The sequence below is a fragment of the Peterkaempfera podocarpi genome (assembly GCF_042466665.1).
Taxonomy (GTDB): domain Bacteria; phylum Actinomycetota; class Actinomycetes; order Streptomycetales; family Streptomycetaceae; genus Peterkaempfera; species Peterkaempfera podocarpi.
The window spans coordinates 1,732,502-1,747,230 of the sequence record NZ_CP162102.1 but is presented as its reverse complement, the minus strand read 5'-3'; the positions used below and the strand labels follow the sequence as shown (position 1 = coordinate 1,747,230).

The window sequence follows — 14,729 nt, the reverse complement described above, 5'->3', positions numbered from 1 at the left end:
GACGTCCGGGATAATCGGTGCATGAGTGAACGTCCGCGGCTGACCGTGCTCTCCGGCCCCTCAGGGGTCGGCAAGAGCACGGTCGTCGCTCATCTGCGCAAGGCATATCCGGAGGTCTGGCTCTCCGTCTCCGCGACGACGCGTCGGCCGCGGCCGGGGGAGCGCCACGGCGTCCAGTACTTCTTCACCGGCGAGGACGAGTTCGACAAGCTGGTGGCCAACGGCGAGCTGCTGGAGTGGGCCGTCTTCGCGGGCAACCGCTACGGCACCCCGCGCGGACCGGTCATGGAGCGCCTGGAGCGCGGCGAGCCGGTGCTGCTGGAGATCGACCTCCAGGGCGCCCGGCAGGTCCGCGAGTCCATGGCCGACGCCCAGCTGGTCTTCCTCGCCCCGCCGTCCTGGGACGAGCTGGTGCGCAGGCTCACCGGCCGCGGCACCGAACCGCAGGATGTCATCGAGGAGCGGCTGGCGGCGGCCCGGGTGGAGCTCGCGGCGGAGTCGGAGTTCGATGTCACCCTGGTCAACACCTCCGTCGAGCAGGTCGCGGCCGAACTGCTAGCCTTGATGAACGTAGTCTGACTGTTCTCCACCCTTTCGGAAGGTTTTCGCGTGTCCTCTTCCATGACCGCGCCCGAGGGCATCATCAACCCGCCGATCGACGAGCTGCTCGAGGCCACCGACTCGAAGTACAGCCTGGTGATCTACGCGGCGAAGCGCGCGCGGCAGATCAACGCCTACTACTCCCAGCTCGGCGAGGGCCTGCTGGAGTACGTCGGACCGCTGGTCGACACCCATGTGCATGAGAAGCCGCTGTCGATCGCGCTGCGCGAGATCAACGCCGGCATGCTGACCGCCGAGGCCATCGAGGCTGCCCAGTAGTCAGCCGTCCCCGCGGACGTCCGCCGCGGGCTGCCGGAGCGCCGGCGGCCCGCGGCGTCCGCATGTCCGGGGCCGGTCGGCCTGACCGCTGCCCCGCCGGTGCGCGCGCGTACAGTGTGGCCTGACCTGCAGACCCACCAGAGGCCGGAGCTGAGCAGCATGAACGGGCGCCCCGAGCAGCAGGAGGAGCACGCGCAGCAGGAGGAGCACGCACAGCCGGAGCGGCGCGACACCGCGGACACGGCGGGGCCCCCGCGTGTTGTCCTCGGTGTCAGCGGCGGCATCGCCGCCTACAAGGCCTGCGAGCTGCTGCGCCGGTTCACCGAGTCGGGCCACCGGACCACCGTGGTGCCCACCGCGTCCGCCCTGCACTTCGTGGGCGAGGCGACCTGGGCGGCGCTCTCCGGGCAGCCGGTGGCGACCGAGGTCTGGGAGAGCGTCCACCAGGTCCCCCATGTGCGGATCGGGCAGCACGCCGATCTGGTCGTGGTGGCACCCGCCACCGCGGACCTGCTGGCCAAGGCCGCCCATGGGATGGCCGACGACCTGCTCACCAACACCCTGCTCACCGCGCGCTGTCCGGTGGTCTTCGCCCCGGCGATGCACACCGAGATGTGGGAGCACCCCGCCACCCAGGAGAACGTCGCCACGCTGCGCCGGCGCGGCGCGATCGTGATCGAGCCCGCGGTGGGCCGGCTGACCGGTGTGGACACCGGAAAGGGCCGGCTGCCGGACCCGGCGGCCATCTTCGAGACCTGCCGCCGGGTGCTGGCCCGCGGGGACCGGGCCACCGTCGCCGACCTGGCCGGCCGCCATGTGGTGGTGTCGGCCGGCGGCACCCGTGAGCCGCTGGATCCGGTCCGCTTCCTCGGCAACCGTTCCTCGGGCAAGCAGGGCTATGCGCTGGCCGCCGTCGCCGCCGCCCGGGGGGCCAGGGTCACCCTGCTGGCCGCCAACACCGAGCTGCCCGATCCCGCGGGGGTGGACGTGGTCCGGGTCTCCACCGCGGTGGAGCTGCGCGAGGCGGCGCTCAAGGCCGCGGCCGACGCGGACGCGGTGGTGATGGCGGCCGCGGTGGCCGACTTCCGCCCGGCGCAGTACGCCACCGGGAAGATCAAGAAGGTGGAGGGCCATGAGCCCGCCCCGGTGGCCCTGGTGCGCAACCCGGACATCCTCGCCGAGCTCTCCGAGCGGCGGGCCGCGCCCGGCCAGCTGGTGGTCGGCTTTGCGGCGGAGACCGACGACGTGCTGGCCAACGGCCGGGCCAAACTCGCCCGCAAGGGTTGCGACCTGCTGGTGGTCAATGAGGTGGGGGAGCGCAAGGTGTTCGGCGGGGACACCAACGAGGCGGTGGTCCTCGGGGCGGACGGCAGCGACACGCCGGTGCCGTACGGGCCCAAGGAGGCTCTGGCCGAGGTGGTCTGGGATCTGGTCGCGGTGCGTCTGGCGTGATCCCGGGTGGGAGGGGCGACAGGGCCGGAATGCCTACGTCCGGTTATTTATTCGTCCGATTGTGCTATCCACCACCCGAGACTGCCTGCCCCTCGCCAGGTCATCCCCGTTAGACTCGGCGCAGAAGTCTTTCCGGACGCCCCCGGCCCGCCGGGGGCGTTCAGTCAGCAGCCGCTGCAACCCCAGGGAGCGCTGTGTCTCGCCGCCTGTTCACCTCGGAGTCTGTCACCGAGGGACACCCCGACAAGATCGCTGACCAGATCAGCGACACCATCCTCGACGCCCTCCTGAAGGACGACCCGGGCTCCCGGGTGGCCGTGGAGACGATGATCACCACCGGCCAGGTCCATGTGGCCGGCGAGGTCACCAAGGCGTATGCGCCGATCGCCACGCTGGTCCGGGACAAGATCCTGGAGATCGGCTACGACAGCTCCAAGAAGGGCTTCGACGGCGCCTCCTGCGGGGTCTCGGTGTCCATCGGCTCCCAGTCGCCGGACATCGCCCAGGGCGTCGACACCGCCTACGAGAACCGGGTCGAGGGCGACGACGACGAGCTGGACCGCCAGGGCGCGGGCGACCAGGGCCTGATGTTCGGCTACGCGTGCGACGACACGCCTGAGCTGATGCCGCTGCCGATCACCCTGGCGCACCGGCTGGCCCGCCGGCTGTCCGAGGTGCGCAAGAACGGGACCATCCCCTACCTGCGTCCGGACGGCAAGACCCAGGTCACCATCGAGTACGACGGCGACCGGCCGGTCCGGCTGGACACCGTCGTGGTCTCCTCGCAGCACGCCAGCGACATCGACCTGGACTCGCTGCTGGCCCCGGACATCCGGGAGTTCGTGGTGGAGCCCGAGCTGGCCAAGCTGGCCGCCGACGGCATCGAGCTGGCCACCGAGGGCTACCGGCTGCTGGTCAACCCCACGGGGCGGTTCGAGATCGGCGGCCCGATGGGCGACGCCGGCCTGACCGGCCGCAAGATCATCATCGACACCTACGGCGGTATGGCCCGCCACGGTGGCGGTGCCTTCTCGGGCAAGGACCCGTCCAAGGTGGACCGCTCGGCGGCCTACGCCATGCGCTGGGTGGCCAAGAACATCGTCGCCGCGGGCCTCGCCCGCCGCGCCGAGGTCCAGGTCGCCTATGCGATCGGCAAGGCCGAGCCGGTCGGCCTGTTCGTGGAGACCTTCGGCACCGAGACCGTCCCGGTCGCGGACATCCAGTCCGCGGTGACCCGGGTCTTCGACCTGCGCCCGGCCGCCATCATCCGCGATCTGGACCTGCTGCGGCCGATCTACTCGCAGACTGCCGCCTATGGCCACTTCGGCCGTGACATCCCGGACTTCACCTGGGAGCGCACGGACCGGGCCGAGGAGCTCAGGAAGGCCGTCGAGGCCTGATCCACCCGTGCATCAGGCGGCCCCGCGACATCGTCGCGGGGCCGCCGCCGTGTTGCGGGCCCGGTCAGGGGCAGTGCTCCCAGGCGAAGTGGTACGTGGTGCTGATGTCGCCGTCGGTGGAGTCCATCGTCATGAAGCTGGTGGTGTGCGCGGTGTCGGAGCTGCCCGCACCCACCCGCAGTTCGGTGTTGATGTTGAAGAGTCGCTCCTCTCCGCACGGGGCGTAGACCAGCGAGGCGATGTCGGCGGTGTCGGTGGCCTGCCAGTCGGTGTCCAGCGGGCCCTTGAACGGGTGGACCGTGTAGGTGGTGGCCGACTGCCCCTGGAAGTAGTAGTTGGCCCGCTCCTGTGCGGTGGCGCCGGCCTCCAGGTGGGCGTAGCCGCGGTAGTCCGCCGAGGCGATCGCGTAGGTGAACCCCTGGGGGACGTGCACCCACAGGTTGAGCTGGCAGTTCTTGCGCAGGTCGGTGGGCTGTGCGCCCACCCCGACCTGGGCCAGATAGGCGCTGTAGGTCACGGTGAAGGCGGTGTTGTCGGGCGCCACCGCCACGGCTGCGGTCCCGGACGGGCAACCCGAGCCGTTCACGGTGGCCACATCGATCACCACATGGTCGGTGGGTGCCGGCCCGTCGGAGCCGTGCCAGGGGGAGCCGCCGGTGAACAGCGAGATGATCGCTGCCCCCGCAGCCAGCGCACGGTACATGGGAGCCCCTTTCCCAGGGATTGGCGTGTGCATGACATATGCACGCTGACTGAATGACAGCACGACACGGTGATTGCGCAAAGAGCCCGTGCAGTGACATTCACCAACGGATCCACTGATTCCGGCTGGTCACCCGGATCACGGCTGTCCGCACCGTCTGGTACCACTGGGGGTGATGACCAGCACCGACCCGCAGCAGCCCAGCACAGCCGCTCCTGACGCAGCCCCGGACGCCGCGCCGGAGCAGCTGGCCCTGCTCCGGGAGACGGTCCGCAGGGCCCGGCCGCGCGCCCGCGCACCCCAGCCGGCCGCTGCCGAGCTGCCGGTCGCCCGGGTGCTGGTCGACAAGGGGCTCGCCCACCTCGACCAGTACTACGACTACGCGGTCCCGGCGAAGATGGCCGAGACCGCGCAGCCCGGGGTGCGGGTCAGGGTCCGCTTCGGCGCCCGGGTGGTGGAGGGGCGCCGGTCCGGCGGCGGACTGGTCGACGGCTTCGTGGTGGCACGGCTCGCCGCCTCCGACTACCCGGGCCCGCTGGCACCGCTCTCCCTGGTGCTCTCCCCGGAGCAGGTCCTCACCCCCGCACTGCTGCGGCTCTGCCGGGCCGTCGCGGACCGCTACGCCGGGACCCTCGCCGATGTGCTCAGCCTCGCCGTGCCGCCGCGGCATGCCCGCGCCGAGGCCGACCCCTCGCCGCCGCCGCTGCCCGCCCCACCCGCCCCCGACCCGGGCGGCTGGGACCGCTACCCCAGCGGCGCCGGGTTCCTCTCCGCCCTCGCCGGAGGGGAGTCCCCCCGCGCGGTGTGGACGGCGCTGCCCGGCCCCGGCTGGCCCGAGGAGATCGCCCGCGCCGTCGCCGCCACCCTCGCCTCCGGCCGCGGCGCGCTGGTGGTGCTCCCCGACGGGCGCACCACCGCCCGGGTGGACGCCGCCCTCACCGCCCTCCTGGGCCCGGGCCACCACACCGCGCTCACCGCCGAGCTCGGGCAGGAGGAGCGCTACCGCCGCTGGCTCGCCGTCAGCCGGGGCTCGGTGCGCGCCGTCGCCGGCACCCGGGCGGCCATGTTCGCCCCGGTGCGCGACCTGGGGCTGCTGGTCGTCTGGGACGACGGCGACGGCAGCCACAGCGATCTGCACGCCCCCCACCCCCACGCCCGGGACGTCGCCCTGCTGCGCGCCGCCGAGGAGGGCGCCGGGGTGCTGATCGGCGGTCTCGCCGTCACTGTGGAGGCCGCCCGGTTGGTCGCCACCGGCTGGGCCCGCCCCCTGGTCCCGGACCGTGAGGGCCTGCGCCGAGCCGCGCCGCTGGTGCGTACGGTCGGCGACCTCGACCTGGCCAGGGACGAGGCCGCCCGCGCCGCGCGACTGCCCACCGTCGCCTGGCAGACCGCCAGGGAGGCGCTCGCCCGGGGACCGGTCCTGGTCCAGGTTCCGCGCCGGGGCTATGTCCCGCGACTGGCCTGCGCCCGCTGCCGCGAACAGGCCCGCTGCGCACACTGCGTGGGCCCGCTGGAGGCCCGGGGCAGTGACAGTCTGCTGCACTGCGTCTGGTGCGGCCGTCCGGAGGCCGACTGGCACTGCCCCGAGTGCGGCTCCTTCCGGCTGCGGGCCCAGGTGGTGGGCGCCCGGCGGACGGCCGACGAACTCGGCCGCGCCTTCCCCGCGATCCCGGTGCGGACCTCCGGCCGGGATGCGGTCCTCGCCACCGTGCCCGGCGCCCCCGCCCTGGTCGTCGCCACCCCGGGTGCCGAACCCGTCGCCGACGGCGGTTACGCCGCCGCGCTGCTGCTGGACGGATGGGCGCTGCTCACCCGGCCCGATCTGCGCGCGGGGGAGGAGGCGCTGCGCCGCTGGCTCGCCGCGGCCGCGCTGGTCCGCCCGCACGCCGAGGGCGGCACGGTGGTGGTGGTCGCCGAGCCGACCCTGCGGCCCGTGCAGGCCCTGGTGCGGTGGGACCCCGCCGGGCACGCCGCCACCGAGCTCCAGGAGCGGGCCCAGCTGGGGCTCCCGCCGGTCTCCCGGATGGCCGCGCTGACCGGCTCACCGGCGGCTGTCGCCGACCTGCTGGCGCTCACCCGGCTGCCCCCGGGCGCCGATGTGCTGGGGCCGGTCCCGGTGCCGGGACCGGGGGAGCCCCAGCAGCGGGCGCTGGTCCGCGTCCCGCCGGGCCAGGGGGCGGCCCTGGCCACCGCACTCAAGGCGGCCCAGGCAATCCGGTTCGCCCGCAAGCAGTCCGACCCCGTGCGGGTCCGTATCGACCCGCCGGACATCGGATGACCGGGGGCTCCGGCGGACGGGCCGCCCCGCGCCGGCGCCGGGAGCCGCGCCTCCGGCCCGCCCCCGCGGCGCGCCCGAGGTGCGGCCGCCCGCGCCCCCGGCACGGCTGAGCGGTCCTGCCCGCCCCGGCGCAGGGCGGTACGCCACCGGTTCCCGCACCCGGGGGGCGGCGCCGGGCCGGGTGCCGCGCTGCCCGCCGAGGGGCCGGTGTCCGGGTCAGCCCACAGGGCGCTGAAGGGGCCGAGCCACGCCGCCCTGACGGGCGACCGGGATCGCCGGGGCCTGCGCCGGGCCGGGCTGCGGGGCGGACGGGGCGGACGCCGCCCGGTCCGACTGCTCGTCCACAGGCTGCGTCGGCGACGGCAGCGCCCCGGTCGCGGCTCCCGCGCCGACGGCCGGACGGCGCATCCCGTACCGGCGGTGCACCGCCTGCTTGGTGACCCCCAGCGCGGACCCGACCGAGTCCCAGGAGAAGCCCAGCGAGCGGTCGAACTCCACCGCCGCCGCCACCAGCGACTCCACGCTGTCACGCAGTTCCTGGGCCAGCCGGACCGTCGGCGCGGGCGCCCGGCCGTACACCACGAACCCCGCCGAGGTGCTGGGCCGGCGCGGGCGGTAGACGTTGCCCAGCTGGGCGGTGAGCGTGCGCAGTGCGTCCGCCTGTCGCCGTACTCTCTCGATGTCGCGGACGAGCAGGTGCAGGCTGGCCCGTGCCCGGGCGTCGTGAGTCGTGTGGTCGGCCATGAACCGGAGCCTCTCCGAGACGGCAGGGGGAGCGGGGCGCCGCGGGCCCCGAGGTCTCGGGGTGCGCGGTCAATCTCTCCTTGACCAACGTCCGACCGGTACCCCGGGTCACGCTTGCGGAGCAACCCGGATGGGCGGGCCGTGCGGTGGGGTGGTCCCCAGGGGGCCCGTAGACTGGGACGTCGTACCGCGGGACGCCGGTCCCCCGGACCTGATCCGACGGGAGCGCAGCAAGGTGGCGATACAGCCGATCCGCATCTTCGGCGATCCGGTGCTGCGCACCCAGGCCAGGCCGGTGACCACCTTCGACAAGGAGCTGCGGGTCCTGGTGAAGGATCTGACCGACACCATGCTGGACGCCCCCGGCGCCGGCCTGGCGGCTCCTCAACTCGGCGTCTCCCTGCGGGTGTTCACCTACTGCGTCGACGGCGAGGTCGGGCACCTGGTCAACCCGGACCTCTCGCTCAGCGAGGAGGAGCAGGACGGCCCCGAGGGCTGCCTCTCACTCCCCGGCCTGCGGTTCGACACCCGTCGCGCCCACGGCGTGGTGGCCCGCGGCTTCAATATGCACGGCGACCCGGTGACCATCGAGGGGACGCAGCTGCTCGCCCGCTGCATCCAGCACGAGACCGACCACCTCGATGGCATCATCTTCATCGACCGCCTGGACCGCGAGCAGCGCAAGGCCGCGCTCCGCGCCATCCGCGAGGCGGAGTGGTCGGGGGCACCCGCCCCCCAGGTGAAGGTCTCCCCGCACAGCACCTTCGGCAGCGCCCGCTGACTCCGGCCGCCGCCTCCGCCCCTCAGGAAGGCCCTTCCCCCGCATGAGGCTCGTCTTCGCCGGCACCCCCGAGGTCGCCGTCCCCGCGCTGGAGGCGCTGCTCGCCTCCGACCGGCACCAGGTGGCCGCCGTGGTCACCCGGCCCGACGCACCCGCCGGACGCGGCCGCCACCTGGTGGCGAGCCCGGTGGCGCAGCGCGCCGAGGAGGCGGGCATCGAGGTGCTCAAGCCGGCCAGGCCGCGCGACCCGGACTTCCTGGAGCGGCTGGCCGCCATCGCCCCGGACTGCTGCCCGGTGGTCGCCTACGGGGCGCTGCTGCCCAAGGCGGCACTGGACGTCCCCCGGCTTGGCTGGGTCAATCTGCACTTCTCGCTGCTGCCGGCTTGGCGTGGTGCCGCCCCGGTGCAGCACGCCGTGATGGCGGGCGACGAGGTCACCGGCGCCTCCACCTTCCGCATCGAGGAGGGGCTGGACTCCGGCCCCGTCTTCGGCGTGATCACCGAGGAGATCCGCCACGCCGACACCAGCGGTGAGCTGCTGACCAGACTCTCCCACTCCGGCGCCCGGCTGCTGGCCGCCACCATGGACGGCATCGAGGACGGCGCCCTGCAGGCCGTTCCGCAGCCCGCGGACGGCATCACCCTCGCCCCGAAGATCACCGTGGAGGACGCCCGGATCGACTGGGCCGCCCCCGCGCTGCGGGTCGACCGGGTGGTACGCGGCTGCGCGCCCGCCCCCGGTGCCTGGACCGTCTTCCGGGGCGAGCGGCTGAAGCTCGCCGGCCCGGTCCGGCTGCTCACCGACCGTTCCGAACTGGCCCCCGGTGAGCTCGCGGTGGCCAAGAACAGCGTCCGGGTCGGCACCGGCAGCCATGAGGTGGAGCTGGGCGACGTCCAGCCGCAGGGCAAGAAGCGGATGGCCGCGGGAGACTGGGCCCGGGGCGTGCGCATCGAGTCCGGCGAGACCCTGGGCGGCTGAGACCGCCCGCCCGAAGCCGCCCACCCCGCTCCACTCCATGATCCGACGTACCTTCCCGCGAGGCCCCGCATGACCACCCCCCCTCCCGCCCGCGGCCGCCGCGGCTCGCGCCCCTACCGCCGCCCCAAGAAGGACCCGGCCCGCATGGTCGCCTTCGAGGCGCTGCGCGCCGTGGACGAACGCGACGCCTACGCCAACCTGGTGCTGCCCGCGCTGCTGCGCGAGGCCGAGCAGAAGAACGGCCTGGAACGCCGTGACGCCGCCCTGGCCACCGAGCTGGTGTACGGGGCGCTGCGCCGCCAGGGCACCTATGACGCGGTCATCGCGGCCTGCGTCGACCGCCCGCTGCGCGAGGTCGACCCACCGGTGCTCGATGTGCTGGTCCTCGGCGCCCATCAGCTGCTGGGCACCCGGATCCCGCCGCACGCCGCGGTCTCCGCCACGGTGGAGCTGGCCCGGGTGGTGCTCGGCGACGGGCGCGCCAAGTTCGTCAACGCGGTGCTGCGCCGGATCGCCGCCCGCGACCTGGAGGGCTGGCTGGACGAGGTGGCCCCGCCCTTCGACCAGGATGCGGAGGACCATCTCGCGGTGGTCCACTCCCACCCGCGCTGGGTGGTCTCCGCGCTCTGGGACTCCCTCGGCCGGTGGCAGCCGCAGCAGGCCGACCGGGCGGGTATCGAGGAGCTGCTCGACGCCGACAACGCCCGCCCCGAGGTGACCCTGGTGGCCCGCCCCGGCCGCGCCACCGCGGAGGAGCTCCGCAGCTCCCTCCCCGAGGAGGCCACCGAGCCCGGCCGCTGGTCCCCCTATGCGGTCCGCCTCACCGAGGGCGGTGACCCTGCCGGGGTCGACGCTGTACGGGAGAACCGGGCCGGCGTCCAGGACGAGGGCAGCCAGCTGGTCGCCGCCGCCCTGGCCGCGGCCCCGCTCGACGGCCGCGACCGGCTCTGGCTGGACGGCTGCGCCGGCCCCGGCGGCAAGGCCGCGCTGCTGGCCGCCCTGGCCGCCGAGCGCGGCGCCGCCCTGGTCGCCTCCGAGAAGCAGCCGCACCGCGCCCGGCTGGTCGCCCGCGCCCTGGACGGCAACCCCGGCCCTTACACCGTGATCGCGGCCGACGGCACCCGCCCCGCCTGGCAGCACGCCGCCTTCGACCGGGTACTGGTGGACGTGCCCTGCTCCGGCCTCGGCGCGCTGCGCCGCAGGCCCGAGGCCCGCTGGCGCCGCCGCCCCGACGACCTGGCGGCCTTCGGCCCGCTCCAGCGGGGGCTGCTGCGCTCCGCCCTGGCCGCGACCCGCCCCGGCGGGGTCGTCGGCTATGCCACCTGCTCCCCGCATCTGGCCGAGACCCGTGCTGTGGTCGACGACGTGCTGCGGGAGCGCGCCGATGTGGAGTGGATTGACGCACGTCCGCTGCTGCCCGGCCTCCCCGGCCTCGGGGACGGTCCCGACATCCAGCTCTGGCCGCACATCCACGGCACGGACGCGATGTATCTGGCCCTGCTGCGCCGGACCGCCTGACCCGGTGCCCGCCCCGCCGGTGACGGCGGGGCGGACCGGCCGCCGAGCGCGGCGGCGCGGGCGGCGCGGGTGGGAGAGTGCGACATCGCGGGCGTCGGCGATGTTCCGGGAGGCCTTTTCACGGTTCCGGTCGGCCCCCCGACGGCGGGCCGCCGGCAGCAGGGGAGGCTGCGGTGAACGCCGCGACCGCGGCAGCCCGGAAGCCGGGCCCGGCGGGCCACCCGACGCGCGGACCGGGAGCGGACAGCGGCGCGTGCACTGAGGCGCTGCTCACTCCGCCGTGGCGTTCCATTTCGGTGTCAGCGGGCAGGTCTACACTCGGCCACTTCCGATCGGCCTGCCCGCCCGGAGGACCAGAGGCCGTGCACGCCCGCGATCCGTGAGGACACCTGACGCTTTGATACGTTTTGAATCGGTCACCAAGCGCTATCCCGACGGCACGGTCGCGGTGGACGGACTGTCGCTGGAGATCCCGGACCGCTCGATCACCGTCCTGGTCGGGCCCTCCGGCTGCGGCAAGACCACCTCGCTGCGGATGGTCAACCGCATGATCGAGCCCACGGGCGGCCGGATCCTGCTGGACGGCCAGGACCTGCAGCAGCAGCCGGTCCACACGCTGCGCCGCTCCATGGGCTATGTCATCCAGCACGCGGGACTGTTCCCGCACCGCACGGTCGCCGACAACATCGCCACCGTGCCCCGGCTGCTGGGCTGGGACCGCGGGCGTGCCCGCTCCCGGGCCATGGAGCTGATGGAGCGGGTGGGTCTGGACACCGCACTGGCCAAGCGCTACCCGTACCAGCTCTCCGGCGGTCAGCAGCAGCGCGTCGGCGTCGCCAGGGCACTGGCCGCCGATCCACCGGTGCTGCTGATGGACGAGCCCTTCTCCGCAGTGGACCCGATCGTCCGCAAGGGCCTCCAGGAGGAGCTGCTGCGGATCCAGCAGGAACTCGGCAAGACCATCGTCTTTGTCACCCATGACATCGACGAGGCCATCCGCCTCGGCGACATGATCGCGGTGCTGCGCACCGGCGGCCGCCTTGCCCAGTTCGCGCCGCCGGACCAGCTGCTGTCCGCTCCGGCGGATGCCTTTGTGGAGGACTTCCTGGGCGCCGACCGGGGTATCCGGCGGCTGTCCTTCTTCACCTCGGCGGGCCTGGAGCTCAGCGCCGCACCCGTGGTCGGTGCGGACGACGCGCTCCCTGACCCGCCCGCTGCGCCGTATCTGCTGGTCGTCGACGGCGACCGGCGCCCGCTGGGCTGGGCCGACCCCAAGCGGCGGGCCGCCGGGGACCGGACGCTCATCCCGTACGGCCGACCGTTCCAGGCCGAGCACGGCACGCTGCGCGAGGCGCTGGACAGCGCGGTGCTCTCTCCCACCGGCTGGGCGATCGCCGTGGACGGGGACGGCCGGGCGGTCGGCGTGGTCTCGCAGGAGGCGGTCGCCGCCGCCATCCGCGCGGCCCACGCCGGGCAGGGCGGCGCACCCGAGGACGCCGAGCCGGCCGGGGTGCGGTGATGGACCGGTTCTTCCACGTCCCCAGTGCCCTGCAGCACAGCTATCTCGGGCTGGTCGGCTGGCATCTGGAGGAGGCGCTGATCCCGGTGCTGGCCGGTCTGCTGCTGGCACTGCCCATCGCGCAGCTCTGTGCGCGGCTGCGCTGGCTCTATCCCCCGGTGCTCTGGGGTGCCACGGTGCTCTATGCGATTCCTTCGCTGGCCTTCTTCGTGGTGCTGATCAACTGGACCGGGCAGAGTGAGATCACCGTGATGATCCCGCTCACCCTGTACTCGCTGGTGGTGCTGATCCCGGCGATCGTCGACGGCGTCCGCTCGGTGCCGGAGGACACCCATGCGGCCGCCACCGCCATGGGATTCGGCCCGGTCCGCCGCTATCTGCAGGTGGAGCTGCCGATCGCGGTGCCGGCGATCTTCGCGGGGCTGAGGGTCGCCACGGTCTCCAGTATCAGCCTGGTGAGCATCGGCGTACTGATCGGCAATCAGGGTGCGCTGGGCAATCTGCTGGACTACTCCATGCACTACCACCTCCCGCTTCTGACGGTCAGCTCGGTGGGCGGCATCGCCGTGCTGGCCATCGCGGCGGATGCGGTCCTGGTGCTCTGCCGCCGGCTGCTGACTCCCTGGACCCCGTCGCGGTCGCAGGGCCGGGGTGCGCCGCTGCCCGCCGCCGCTGTCCCGGAGGAGGCCCGGTGAACATCGTCCACTTCATCAGCGACTTCTACAGCCAGAGCGCCGACTGGCACGGCTACGACGGGATTCCGCAGCGGCTGTGGGAGCACATCCAGTACTCGGTGCTCGCCATGGTGGTGGCTGCCGCGATCGCCCTTCCGATCGGCCTGGTCACCGGTCACACCGGACGCGGCGGCAACGCCCTGGGGCTGCTGGCGACCGCGGGCCGGGCGCTGCCCAGCTTCGGTCTCCTGGTGCTGCTGTTCGTGATCATGGGTCTGGGCCTGCTGCCGGTGATGATCCCGCTGGTGGTGCTGGCGGTCCCGCCGATCCTGGTCACCACCTATGAGGCCGTGCGCTCGGTGGACCCGGCGCCGGTCGACGCCGCACGTGGTATGGGGATGGGCCCGCTGCGGATCCTGGCCCAGGTGGAGGTGCCGGTCGCGCTGCCGCTGATCCTCAGCGGGCTGCGTTCCGCGGCCATCCAGATCGTCTCCACGGCCACCATCGCCGCATATGTCAGCTTCGGCGGGCTCGGCCGGTACATCATCGACGGCCTCTACCAGCTGGACTACGAGAAGGTGGTCGGCGGGGCGACGCTGGTGGCCGCACTCGCCCTGGCCACCCTGGGCATCTTCTGGCTGGCGGGCCGGCTCGCCGTGTCGCCCGGGGTCCGCCGCCGCTGAACGCGCGGCCACCGGCGACCGGACGATTTGTCAAAACTTCGTGACAAGCCTGGGTATGAACTGTCGCCGGGCTGCGGCCACCGATCAGGATCGGACGGACAAGAGACATCAAGATCGTCGACCATCTCGACTACGCCCGGAAATGGGAACCGTGACTGACAGCAGAATTCAGAGCCACCGCCCCCGCGTGGCCGCCGCTCTTCTCGCCACCACCGCCGCCGTCGCCCTGGTGGGGGGCTGCGGCTCCTCCGGTGGCAAGGGCGACGGCAACCCGCTCGCCCCCGGCAAGGCGGCTGCCGGCAAGGTCGTCGTCGGGTCCAACAACTTCCCCGAGTCCACCCTGCTCGCCGACATCTACGGCGAGGCGCTCAAGGCCAAGGGCCTCACCGTCTCCTACAAGCCCAACATCGGCAGCCGTGAGACCACCTACGGTCTGATCAAGAACGGTTCGCTGACGGTGATCCCCGAGTACAACGGGGCCCTGCTCGCCTATCTGGACCCCAAGGCCACTCCCGCGTCGGCGGACGCGACCGACTCCGCCGCCGCCGCCAAGCTGGACCCCTCGCTGCAACTGCTCCGGCACTCCGCCGCGGAGGACAAGGACGCCCTGGTCATCAACCAGGGCACGGCGGCCAAGTACCACCTGACCGCCGACTCCTCGATCGCGGACCTGGCCTCCGCCGCCCATGAGCTGGTGCTCGGCGGCTCGCCGGAGTTCCAGACCAGGCAGCAGGGCGTGGTCGGTCTGAAGTCGGTCTACGGACTGGACTTCAAGTCCTTCAAGGCGCTCGACGCCGGCGGCCCGCTGTCCCAGTCGGCGCTGAAGAACGACGACGTCCAGGCGGCGGACCTCTTCACCACCGACTTCACCATCGCCAAGGAGAAGTTCCTCACCCTCAAGGACCCCAAGAACCTCTTCGGGTTCCAGAACGTCGTCCCCCTGGTGCGCAAGGACGACCTGTCCACGGAGGGCGTGGACGCGCTCAACGCGGTCTCCGCCAAGCTGGACACGACCACCCTGCTGGACCTGGACACCAAGGTCCAGGCCGACAAGAAGGACCCGCTGGACGTCGCCACCGAGTGGCTGAAGTCGGTCGGCCTGTCGTAGCGCCGACGTGC

At 73.3% G+C, this 14,729-nt stretch carries 14 protein-coding genes; 12 read left to right on the top strand and 2 right to left on the bottom strand.

Annotation, left to right across the window (positions count from 1 at the left end):
* Positions 1–21: 21 nt before the first annotated feature.
* From gmk to metK, 4 genes are all read left to right on the top strand, one after another.
* On the top strand, positions 22–579 hold the full coding sequence (gene gmk / locus AB0761_RS07710) for a guanylate kinase (RefSeq protein WP_377268221.1): 558 nt from the start codon (positions 22–24) through the stop codon (positions 577–579).
* A gap of 30 nt (positions 580–609) precedes the next feature.
* Positions 610–879 (top strand): DNA-directed RNA polymerase subunit omega, encoded by a 270-nt coding sequence (gene rpoZ / locus AB0761_RS07705; RefSeq protein ID WP_055591510.1) that lies wholly within the window; start codon positions 610–612, stop codon positions 877–879.
* 159 nt (positions 880–1,038) lie between these two features.
* Positions 1,039–2,331, top strand: a complete 1,293-nt coding sequence (gene coaBC / locus AB0761_RS07700; RefSeq protein ID WP_377268220.1) for a bifunctional phosphopantothenoylcysteine decarboxylase/phosphopantothenate--cysteine ligase CoaBC — start codon at positions 1,039–1,041, stop codon at positions 2,329–2,331.
* 194 nt (positions 2,332–2,525) lie between these two features.
* Positions 2,526–3,731 carry a methionine adenosyltransferase gene (gene metK / locus AB0761_RS07695; RefSeq protein WP_377268219.1) on the top strand — a complete coding sequence of 402 codons (1,206 nt, stop codon included), beginning with the start codon at positions 2,526–2,528 and terminating at the stop codon, positions 3,729–3,731.
* A 64-nt stretch (positions 3,732–3,795) separates the two neighbouring features.
* Here the strand turns inward: metK and AB0761_RS07690 are convergent, their stop codons facing one another.
* Complete coding sequence (locus AB0761_RS07690; RefSeq protein ID WP_377268218.1) at positions 3,796–4,434, bottom strand: DUF4360 domain-containing protein; 639 nt, start codon at positions 4,432–4,434, stop codon at positions 3,796–3,798.
* 175 nt (positions 4,435–4,609) lie between these two features.
* On the opposite strand from AB0761_RS07690, the gene AB0761_RS07685 reads away from it, so the two are divergent.
* A complete protein-coding gene (locus AB0761_RS07685) occupies positions 4,610–6,712 on the top strand; it encodes a primosomal protein N' (RefSeq protein ID WP_377268217.1) in 2,103 nt (700 codons plus the stop codon).
* Between the two features lie 216 nt (positions 6,713–6,928).
* On the opposite strand, the gene AB0761_RS07680 is transcribed toward AB0761_RS07685, so the two are convergent.
* Positions 6,929–7,456: a hypothetical protein gene (locus tag AB0761_RS07680; RefSeq protein ID WP_377268216.1), complete on the bottom strand. Its 528-nt coding sequence runs from the start codon at positions 7,454–7,456 to the stop codon at positions 6,929–6,931.
* Positions 7,457–7,691: 235 nt separating this feature from the next.
* Here AB0761_RS07680 and def point away from each other — a divergent pair, with 235 nt between their 5' ends.
* The 7 genes from def (at position 7,692) to AB0761_RS07645 (ending at position 14,718) form a co-directional block, all read left to right on the top strand.
* Positions 7,692–8,237 carry a peptide deformylase gene (gene def / locus AB0761_RS07675; RefSeq protein WP_377268215.1) on the top strand — a complete coding sequence of 182 codons (546 nt, stop codon included), beginning with the start codon at positions 7,692–7,694 and terminating at the stop codon, positions 8,235–8,237.
* Between the two features lie 43 nt (positions 8,238–8,280).
* Positions 8,281–9,216: a methionyl-tRNA formyltransferase gene (gene fmt / locus AB0761_RS07670; RefSeq protein ID WP_377268214.1), complete on the top strand. Its 936-nt coding sequence runs from the start codon at positions 8,281–8,283 to the stop codon at positions 9,214–9,216.
* Between the two features lie 69 nt (positions 9,217–9,285).
* Entirely contained in the window at positions 9,286–10,734 is a 1,449-nt protein-coding gene (locus AB0761_RS07665) for an RsmB/NOP family class I SAM-dependent RNA methyltransferase (RefSeq protein WP_377268213.1), read from the top strand.
* 397 nt (positions 10,735–11,131) lie between these two features.
* A complete protein-coding gene (locus AB0761_RS07660; RefSeq protein ID WP_377268212.1) occupies positions 11,132–12,253 on the top strand; it encodes an ABC transporter ATP-binding protein in 1,122 nt (373 codons plus the stop codon).
* Positions 12,253–12,948, top strand: coding sequence for an ABC transporter permease (locus AB0761_RS07655; protein WP_377268211.1), 696 nt, complete (start codon positions 12,253–12,255; stop codon positions 12,946–12,948). Before AB0761_RS07660 ends, AB0761_RS07655 begins: the two co-directional genes overlap by 1 nt.
* The gene (locus tag AB0761_RS07650) at positions 12,945–13,610 is read left to right on the top strand and encodes an ABC transporter permease (RefSeq protein WP_377268210.1); all 666 of its coding nucleotides are present in this window, start codon (positions 12,945–12,947) and stop codon (positions 13,608–13,610) included. Before AB0761_RS07655 ends, AB0761_RS07650 begins: the two co-directional genes overlap by 4 nt.
* A 142-nt stretch (positions 13,611–13,752) precedes the next feature.
* Entirely contained in the window at positions 13,753–14,718 is a 966-nt protein-coding gene (locus AB0761_RS07645) for an ABC transporter substrate-binding protein (RefSeq protein ID WP_377268209.1), read from the top strand.
* The last annotated feature ends 11 nt before the right edge of the window (positions 14,719–14,729 follow it).

Excerpts from the sequence above, each read along its gene's own strand:
- gmk (WP_377268221.1), top strand. The coding sequence starts at position 22 with ATGAGTGAACGTCCGCGGCTGACCGTGCTCTCCGGCCCCTCAGGGGTC.
- coaBC (WP_377268220.1), top strand. The coding sequence starts at position 1,039 with ATGAACGGGCGCCCCGAGCAGCAGGAGGAGCACGCGCAGCAGGAGGAG.
- AB0761_RS07690 (WP_377268218.1), bottom strand. The coding sequence starts at position 4,434 with ATGTACCGTGCGCTGGCTGCGGGGGCAGCGATCATCTCGCTGTTCACC.
- AB0761_RS07685 (WP_377268217.1), top strand. The coding sequence starts at position 4,610 with ATGACCAGCACCGACCCGCAGCAGCCCAGCACAGCCGCTCCTGACGCA.
- AB0761_RS07680 (WP_377268216.1), bottom strand. The coding sequence starts at position 7,456 with ATGGCCGACCACACGACTCACGACGCCCGGGCACGGGCCAGCCTGCAC.
- fmt (WP_377268214.1), top strand. The coding sequence starts at position 8,281 with ATGAGGCTCGTCTTCGCCGGCACCCCCGAGGTCGCCGTCCCCGCGCTG.
- AB0761_RS07665 (WP_377268213.1), top strand. The coding sequence starts at position 9,286 with ATGACCACCCCCCCTCCCGCCCGCGGCCGCCGCGGCTCGCGCCCCTAC.
- AB0761_RS07655 (WP_377268211.1), top strand. The coding sequence starts at position 12,253 with ATGGACCGGTTCTTCCACGTCCCCAGTGCCCTGCAGCACAGCTATCTC.
- AB0761_RS07645 (WP_377268209.1), top strand. The coding sequence starts at position 13,753 with ATGGGAACCGTGACTGACAGCAGAATTCAGAGCCACCGCCCCCGCGTG.